Annotated in this window: 7 protein-coding genes; 5 read left to right on the forward strand and 2 right to left on the reverse strand. The window is 44.5% G+C overall.

Going from position 1 to position 8682, the window contains the following annotated elements:
• Positions 1-276: 276 nt before the first annotated feature.
• Positions 277-2376 (reverse strand): fatty acid oxidation complex subunit alpha FadJ, encoded by a 2100-nt coding sequence (gene fadJ, locus D9603_RS09140; protein ID WP_128731063.1) that lies wholly within the window; start codon positions 2374-2376, stop codon positions 277-279.
• Entirely contained in the window at positions 2376-3686 is a 1311-nt protein-coding gene (gene fadI, locus D9603_RS09145) for an acetyl-CoA C-acyltransferase FadI (RefSeq protein ID WP_125252795.1), read from the reverse strand. Before fadI ends, fadJ begins: the two co-directional genes overlap by 1 nt.
• Before the next feature lie 267 nt (positions 3687-3953).
• On the opposite strand from fadI, the gene D9603_RS09150 reads away from it, so the two are divergent.
• From D9603_RS09150 to D9603_RS09170, 5 genes are all read left to right on the forward strand, one after another.
• Positions 3954-4910, forward strand: a complete 957-nt coding sequence (locus D9603_RS09150; protein ID WP_128731064.1) for a MoxR family ATPase — start codon at positions 3954-3956, stop codon at positions 4908-4910.
• A 4-nt stretch (positions 4911-4914) separates the two neighbouring features.
• Positions 4915-5868 carry a DUF58 domain-containing protein gene (locus tag D9603_RS09155; RefSeq protein WP_125252826.1) on the forward strand — a complete coding sequence of 318 codons (954 nt, stop codon included), beginning with the start codon at positions 4915-4917 and terminating at the stop codon, positions 5866-5868.
• A complete protein-coding gene (locus D9603_RS09160) occupies positions 5869-6300 on the forward strand; it encodes a DUF4381 domain-containing protein (protein WP_125252793.1) in 432 nt (143 codons plus the stop codon). It begins immediately after the preceding gene.
• Positions 6293-7276 carry a VWA domain-containing protein gene (locus D9603_RS09165; protein ID WP_128731065.1) on the forward strand — a complete coding sequence of 328 codons (984 nt, stop codon included), beginning with the start codon at positions 6293-6295 and terminating at the stop codon, positions 7274-7276. Before D9603_RS09160 ends, D9603_RS09165 begins: the two co-directional genes overlap by 8 nt.
• A gap of 4 nt (positions 7277-7280) precedes the next feature.
• The coding region (locus tag D9603_RS09170) for a VWA domain-containing protein (RefSeq protein WP_128731066.1) at positions 7281-8682 on the forward strand (1402 nt) is incomplete at its 3' end.

The following is an 8682-nucleotide window of genomic DNA, read 5'->3' on the forward strand; positions in this document are numbered from 1 at the left end:
GACGCTAACTGCGTTAAAAATTGCTTATTTAGAACACTAAATAGCAAAATTTCTGCCTTGCCTATACGGGTTTAGTTACCTTGGTGGTAGCGGTGCTATCAACAAGGCTTTATCGCCTCAACATAGACCATTTAATTAAGATAATTAGTATAAGGGATAACAACTGCTGGAGAACAAGTCATTATCCCGAGCTCAGGTTATTCGTTTAAGTGTAGACCAGAAAATGAAAAAAGCCGCATAAGTGCGGCTTACAAATGAAGTGTTACTGTATATAGATCAGTAATAGTCTTTACCCGCTTCTGCCATCGCTAATAACGGCTCGGCAGGCGTAAAAGTTGGATTTTCAGACGCATACGTCGATAACTCAGAGCAAACCTTGTTAACGCCTTTTTTATCCATGTAACTAAACGGACCACCTAAAAACGGTGGGAAACCGATACCAAAAATAGCGCCAATATCTCCATCTCTAGCATTACGAATAATGCCTTCGTCCAAACAACGCGCAGCCTCATTTAGCATTTGCGCAACACAACGATTGGCTATTTCCTGCTTGTTTAATTTTGGAGATGGGGTAATGTCCAACAACTCGTATACTGACTCGTCAACCTGCTTACCTTTTTTGCCTTCATAATTGTAGAAACCTCGGCCTGTTTTACGACCTAAACGCTTACTATCTATCATACGGGCAAAAGCATTGGGTGCTTTAAATCGTTCACCGAGTTCCTTTTCCAAAATAGGGGCTATTTTAGAACCAATATCTACACCTACTTCGTCTAAAAGTGCCAAGGGGCCAACTGGGAAGCCAAATTCCACCAAAGCTTGGTCGATTTTTTCAATAGGTTCCCCTGCTAATAGCAGGTTGGCCGCTTCATTGACATACGGCGCTAAAATACGATTAACATAAAAGCCAGCCTTGTCCTTTACAACGATTGGCGTTTTACCCTGTTTACGTGCAAACGCAACTGTACGAGCGATTACCTCATCGCTGGTGGTATCGTGTGGAATAATTTCAACCAATGGCATTTTCTCCACTGGCGAGAAGTAATGTAATCCGATCACGTTTTCCGGTCTCGCGGCTTTCGCAGCGATTTGGCCTATCGGTAATGACGAAGTATTACTCGCAAAAATGGTTTGTTCAGCGCATTCACGTTCAATATCCGCTACCATGGATTGCTTTAACTCTAAATCTTCAAATACCGCTTCGATCACCATGTCTGTGTGCTTAAAGCCAGAATAATCAGTAGTACCTGTGATCATATTCAGGGTAGACTGCATTTCTGCCTTTGAAATAATACGGCGCTTTTGGCGCTTAGATAAAATCTTGTAGCTGTAATTTAGTGCGTTACTGATCCCCTGATGGGCAACATCTTTAATACGCACCGTCGCCCCTGCTTTTACCGCGCTCACATGGGTAATACCAGCACCCATCAAACCACCACCAAGCACAGCTACGCGGTTTACAGCCGCCAAGTCTTCAACTTGGAAATCTTTTTTCATTTCCGTTGTGGCAAAGAAAATACCTCGCAGTGAGCGAGACACTTCTGACATAACCAGATCAGCAAACCCTTCTGCTTCTGTTTTGTAGCCCTTAAGCTTATCCAATTCGATAGAAGCTCTCACCGCTTTGATAATCGCAAGTGGTGCTGGATAGTGTCCGCCAGTTTTCTTCTCTACATTTTCTTGTGCTTTTTTGAAAATGATATTTCGACCAAACGGGTTTGATTCTAATAGTTGACTAATTTTGTCTAGGTTTGGTTTACGAGGCTTAGGCTTGCCTTTTCTTGCAAGCTTAACGGCAACGTTTAATAAAATGCTGTGTGGCACCACATCATCAACCAGTCCTGTCTTTTTCGCCTGCTTTGGGCGCACTTGTTTACCAGTCAACATCCATTCAAGTGCTTTTTGTATTCCAACTAATTTTGGTAGGCGCTGCGTACCACCACCACCTGGCAATAAACCAAGTTGTACTTCTGGAAGACCCAGTTTTGTTTTACTGTCTTCAGTACAAACTCGATAATCACAAGCCAGTGCAAACTCAAGGCCGCCACCCAATGCGACGCCATGAATAGCCGCAACGGTTGGGAATGGCAGCTCTGCCATTTTAAAGAAAGTTTTATGACACATTTCTGATATCGCTAACGCGTCGTCACGCGTGTTGGCGTTGTCCAGCATTTTGATGTCTGCACCGGCGATGAAGTTGTCTGCTTTACCACTGATAAAAACCATCCCAGTTACATCGTCTTGCTTACCTTTAGCAATAACTTCAAGCAACTCATCAGCGAATGAATCGCGTAAGGTGTTCATCTTTTCACCTGGTACGTCAATAGTGACGATGGCCACTTTATGGTCGTTTAGTTCATAAGAAAATACTGACATTACGCGCTCTCCAATACAAATGCTGCTCCAAGACCACCTGCTGCGCAGGCTGTTGTTAATGCAAGGCCACCGCCACGACGTTTAAGTTCATGCAAGCTTTGCGTGATTAAACGCGCGCCCGTCGCTGCGAATGGGTGACCGTAAGCCAGTGAGCCACCGTTTACGTTAAACTTGTCCATGTCGATTTCACCAATCGCTTTGCTGCGACCCAATTTCTCCTGCGCGAATTTATCTGAGCCAAACATCTTCATGTTTGCCAGCGCTTGAGCTGCGAACGCCTCGTGCATTTCAATCAAATCAAGGTCTGCTAATGTGATCCCAGCTCTATCCAACGCAATAGGCGTCGAGTGTGCAGGGCCCATTAGCATGTCTTCGTGTACGCCAATCGCTGAGAAGGCGAAGCTACGGACATATCCTAAAATATCGTAACCGAGCGCTTTGGCCTTACTTTCACTCATCATCAATACAGCTGCAGCACCATCGGTCAGTGGTGTTGCATTCGCAGCGGTAACAGAGCCATGCTTTCTGTCAAATACAGGCTTTAATTTGGCATACCCTTCAAGTGACGAGTTTTCACGGATGTTATTATCTTTATCAATGAACCCTTTGTATGGCTCGACATGTGCAGCCATCACTTCATTACTCAACAGGCCTTCTGACCATGCTTTTGCAGCTAGAGTATGTGAACGATGCGCCATCGCGTCTTGATCCGCTCGGCTAATACCATGTGTTTTCGCCATTTGCTCTGCTGTTTGCCCCATAGACAAGCCAGTCGAATACTCGGCAACTGCAGGTGGAACCGGTAATAAATCTTTTAATCTCAGTTTTGAGAAAATTTGTAAACGCTGTTTAAGAGTACGAGCTTTGTTTAGGTCGACTAAGCTGCCAGCTAATTTTTTGCTTACGCCAATTGGTAGTACCGATGAAGAATCAGCACCACCTGCCACGCCTACATTTACTTGGCCTGAGATAATGCTTTCTGCTACATTGGCAATCGCTTGGAAGCTCGTGGCACAAGCGCGAGATACGGAATACGCATCAACAGATACCGGCATCCCTGTACCAAGGACAATTTCACGTGCGATATTTGGCGCTTCAGGCATTTGAACAACTTGACCGAAAACCAATTGGTCGATTTCTTTGCGGTCAAAGTTAAGTCGTTCAAGCATTTCGTTAACTACGATTTTGCCCAAATCTAATGCTGGAACATGATGAAAAGCGGTAGCTTGCTTTGCGAATGGCGTACGCAAGCCGCTAACGATAGCGATTCGGTCGCCTTTTGATGTTTTTAATATATTTTGTTCAGACATGAATTTGCTCTCCCGCTGACAGGTCTGACCTGTTAATTTCCTTCGATTCTAAACAACCAAATCGAAGTTGCCAATAGTAAAGCGCGAAATGGTTGCTTTTTAAACCGCAAACGTCAACTTTAGATGCTTTTTCAAACAATCTCAAAGTATTTGAAATTGTTATTGAAAATTTATGAACTTTTCTAAATTTACCGGTCTAATCTCCTTGATTATTGATCCAGCGACCATATAACTATTTTTATTTTTGTCGGTTTAAAAGGCATTCTCATGGCAGTAAACGAGTTTTCACAACTAAAAGAATATTTAGATACCCAAATTCTAGGACAAAGTGCACTGACCGAATCGTTGCTTATTGCACTGTTAGCAGATGGCCACTTGTTGGTGGAAGGCCCTCCGGGACTTGCTAAAACTCGAGCAGTAAACGCACTGGCAAAAGGCATTGAAGGCAGTTTTCAACGCGTTCAATTTACCCCTGACTTATTACCGTCTGACGTGACAGGCACAGACATTTATCGTCAACAAACGAACGAGTTTGTATTTGAGAAGGGGCCCCTTTTCCACCACCTTATTCTGGCAGATGAAATTAACCGAGCGCCTGCAAAAGTTCAGTCTGCGCTGCTCGAAGCCATGGCTGAGCGACAAATCACCGTAGGTAAAACTACTTACCCATTACCAGAGCTATTTATGGTGATGGCCACACAAAACCCATTGGAGCAAGAAGGTACGTACCCGCTACCAGAGGCACAACTTGACCGCTTCTTACTGCATTTGAACATTGACTACCCAGATGCCGAAACTGAAGTAGACATACTCAGATTAACCCGTGGTGAAGCACTTGAAGAGTATCAAGCCGCTTATACGCCAATTAGTCAGGCAACGTTATTTGAAGCACGTAAAACTGTACTGGGTATGCACTTAGCTGAACCTCTTGAGCAATATTTGGTGCAGCTAATCATTGCCACAAGACAACCAGAGCGCTTTGACCCTACCCTGGCTAGCTGGATTGAGTATGGTGCAAGTCCTCGTGCCACTATTGCATTAGATAAATGTTCACGTGCTCATGCTTGGCTTCAGGGTCGAGATTTTGTCACACCTGAAGACATTCAAGCAGTGGTTCACAATGTACTTCGCCATCGTATAGTTCTTAGCTACGAGGCTCAGGCCGATGGCATCACAAAAGATCAAGTCATTAGTAAAATTCTAGAATTAGTTGCTGTTCCATAACATGATGAACGACGTCACACAGTTTAATGCAGCCAGCTGGTTTAGAGAAAGCCACAGTAATGGCGTCGAGCTAGGCCTCAAGGAGCTGCTGTTTTATAAGTCAAAGGCTCATTTACTTTCACTTAAACCACGCGGCAAAGTAAAAAGTGCGCAAGCTGGACAATACCTCGCCCCCCACAAAGGGCGAGGTATGGAGTTTGCTGAGGTGAGGCAATATCAATACGGCGATGACATACGCGCTATTGATTGGCGTGTTACCGCGCGTACCGGTGAGGCACACACCAAACTATTCCAAGAAGAAAAAGAGCGCCCTGTATTCATTTTTTGCGACTTTTCTTCGAGCATGCTTTTTGGTTCAAGGCTGTTACTCAAATCTGTATTAGCTGCACATTTAGGCGCTTTGGTATCTTGGTCAGCTTGCCAACGTGGCGATCGTGTCGGTGGTGTGGTCTTTAATGACAGTCATCACCATGAGCTAAAACCAACAGCTCGCGATCGCGGTGTTTTGGCGTTGGCTCATCAATTTTGTGCACTGCATGAGCAAGCCTTATTGCAAAAAGACCGACCGACGTCTGAAAACCGTTTTAATGAAAATTTAAAGCGGCTTGTTCATCTTGCAAAGCCAGGCAGCCTTATCTATTTGATATCGGACTTTACTGAACTTAATGAAGAAAGTTTCAAATTGTTGGAACGTGCCAGCCGCCATAACGAAGTGATCGGATGTATGGTAAGCGATCCATTTGAACATCAATTACCTCAGTACAGCCAAGCAATAGAAGTATCGGCGGGAGAGCACAACTGGACATTACCGCTCATGGATAAGCAATTTCGCGACTCATTTTCGCAACATGCAGCCGACTTTTTTAATCGAAGATTAGCGTTACTCCAACGCTCAGGCATGACGCTACAAAAATACGATGCGTCATTACCCATAGAACTACAAATAATGAGGGGTTAAATGCAAGTCAATCCACTCGACCAACTCAATGATGTGGTCATCCCTCAAAGCGTAAGCTGGTGGCCACTTTCTTATCCAATGTGGGGAGTTATTGTTATCGTCCTCGCACTGGTAGCCAGCGGAGTTTGGTTGCTGTATCGCAGACAACAGTTTTTAAAAGCCAAAAAAGAAGCGATAAGGCTTAGTCAATCTCAAGATAACCCACAGATTTTACATACTTTGCTCAAGCGTTTAGTGAAACACTATTATGGGGAGGTCGCCGCAAGCCGCTATGGTAAAGAGTGGTTAGCATTACAAGCAAAACTCACCCGTGTTGAGCTAACGCAACAAGAGCTTGACTCATTGTACGCACCGACCCAAACGCCTGAGCTCAGTAAAAAGCTTGCACTGGCGATCAGTACCTTTAAAGTCAAGGAGCGTATCGATGTTTGAGTTTGTATGGCCGCTGGCATTTTTATTACTACCACTGCCTTGGCTGATTGCCAAATTTAAGCCAAGTGTTGCACAAACGAATATACATATTCGCATGCCAAGTGTCGCCAAGTTACAGCTTGGCCACTCAAAGCAATTGCATAAGCGCGCTAAAGTCAGCCCCCTTGAAGCCATTGTCTGGTTACTGCTGGTGAGCGCAGCCGCCAATCCTACATGGCTTGACGAACCGATTGTTATTCCAAGCGAAGGGCGAGATATTATGTTAGCAGTTGACCTTTCAGCCTCCATGACAGAGCAGGATATGGAGTATCAAGGCCGTTTGGTTGATAGACTATCCGTCGTAAAAGCCGTCGTGAGTGACTTTATTGAAGCGCGTCAGGGGGATAGACTAGGTCTTATTCTCTTCGGTGATACCGCATTTTTGCAAACCCCCCTCACCCGAGATTTAGCGACGGTCAGTCAAATGTTAACTGAGGCCCAAATAGGGCTGGTTGGTCGCGCCACCGCCATCGGTGATGCGATTGGCTTGTCAGTCAAACGTTTTGAGGCTCGCGAACTGAGTAACCGTATATTAATTTTATTGACCGACGGTCAAAACACTGCCGGTAATCTTGAGCCAAATGAGGCGCTTATCTTGGCACGTGAAGAAGGCATCAAGATTTACACCGTTGGCGTAGGCTCTGATGGCAGACGAGGGTTTGGTCTATTTGGTTTTAACTCAATGGCTGGCAGTAGCATTGACGAGAAAACACTACAACACATCGCAAAAGAAACAGGCGGACAGTATTTTCGAGCCAAAGACGTCGCAAGTTTGCAACAGATTTACGCCATGCTGGATGAGCTAGAGCCAATCAGTGATGAAACACAGACATTTCGCCCAAAAGTTTCATTGTTTTACATACCGCTACTTGTAGTTCTTGGGCTACTTTTTTTGGCTCAACTGAGCGTCGTTGTTAGAGCAAAAGTAAGGGGATAAGAGCATGGAATTTGAGTTTATTCGCCCACAATTACTTTGGTTATTCGTTCCTTGGGCTATCTACTGTTTGATGCAGTGGTCTAAAAAAGGTAAGCAACATAATAATCAACTTATCGCTCCACACTTAATGAAAGTGGTGATGGGTGAACAAGGGCAACAATCACAAAAACACAATAACTCTTTACTTGGTGTTATTTTTTCTTTGCTAACCATTATTGCGGTTGCAGGCCCGAGTATTGAAAAGCAGGAAGTACCTGTTTTCAAAACACAAGCACCAAGAGTATTGGTGCTGGATATGTCCTACTCTATGTATGCAACCGATCTCACACCAAATCGTCTTACTCAAGCAAGGTTTAAGACTCTGGACATGCTGAAGTTATTTCAAGAAGGTGAAACAGGGTTGGTTGCTTACGCAGGTGACGCCTTCACTGTGTCTCCGTTAACAACAGATGTAGCAACACTAGAGAATTTAATTCCAAGCCTTCGCCCCGAAATCATGCCATCAAAAGGTTCTAATGTTTATGCCGGTATCGAAGAGGCAATCAACCTATTAAGTGGTGCGAGCGCAACCTTTGGCGATATTATCTTAATTACAGATGGGCTCGAGCAAGAGGATGCCGAGGACATTCAGGCGTTACTGGCTGATAGTCCCTATTCGCTCAATATTTATGCGTTGGGTACAACTCAGGGCGCGCCGATAAAACTTCCTGACGGCGGCTTCTTAAAAGACCAATATGGTCAAATTGTAGTACCAAAACTATTTACTACTCGATTAGAAAAGCTTGCGAAAGTCAAAGGCGGTAAGTTTGCCACGTATACGACCGACAACAGAGACATCAACACATTTAAACCTAGCTTAGCGTCAAATACTGCCATCGTTAAAACTGAGCAAGAAAGTGCCAAGTGGCGTGTAGATGCCGGTGTATATTTGCTTATTTTATTGGTTCCACTGGCACTTTTATTGGTACGGAACCACGCAATTATGCTCAGTGCTTTGCTTGTTTTTACTTTATTACCACAGCAAAAGGCTGTAGCCAGTGAGTGGCTACAATGGTTTAAAAATAACGATCAAAATGCCTTACAAGCCTATCAAAATGAAGCTTTTGAACGAGCGGCATCAGCTAATGACCCTGTTTTAAAGGGGGCTGCTTTGTATAAAGCAGGCGACTATGAAGGAGCGGCTTCGGTGCTAAATCAAACTGACTCAGCACAAGGCCAATATAATTTAGGTAACGCGTTGGCGCAGCTGGGTAAACTGGATGAGTCTATTGCAGCATATGACAAAGCGCTAGCCATGAACCCCGACTTCACACAGGCAAAGGATAATAAAGCCGTCGTTGAGGCATTAAAAAATCAGCAAGACCAACAGGGTCAGCAAAACCAACAAGGTCAGCAAGACCAACAGG

Origin of the sequence: Pseudoalteromonas sp. PS5 (genome assembly GCF_004103255.1) — a bacterium.
GTDB lineage: Bacteria > Pseudomonadota > Gammaproteobacteria > Enterobacterales > Alteromonadaceae > Pseudoalteromonas > Pseudoalteromonas peptidolytica.

Excerpts from the sequence above, each read along its gene's own strand:
- fadJ (WP_128731063.1), bottom strand. The coding sequence starts at position 2,376 with ATGTCAGTATTTTCTTATGAACTAAACGACCATAAAGTGGCCATCGTC.
- fadI (WP_125252795.1), bottom strand. The coding sequence starts at position 3,686 with ATGTCTGAACAAAATATATTAAAAACATCAAAAGGCGACCGAATCGCT.
- D9603_RS09150 (WP_128731064.1), top strand. The coding sequence starts at position 3,954 with ATGGCAGTAAACGAGTTTTCACAACTAAAAGAATATTTAGATACCCAA.
- D9603_RS09155 (WP_125252826.1), top strand. The coding sequence starts at position 4,915 with ATGAACGACGTCACACAGTTTAATGCAGCCAGCTGGTTTAGAGAAAGC.
- D9603_RS09160 (WP_125252793.1), top strand. The coding sequence starts at position 5,869 with ATGCAAGTCAATCCACTCGACCAACTCAATGATGTGGTCATCCCTCAA.
- D9603_RS09165 (WP_128731065.1), top strand. The coding sequence starts at position 6,293 with ATGTTTGAGTTTGTATGGCCGCTGGCATTTTTATTACTACCACTGCCT.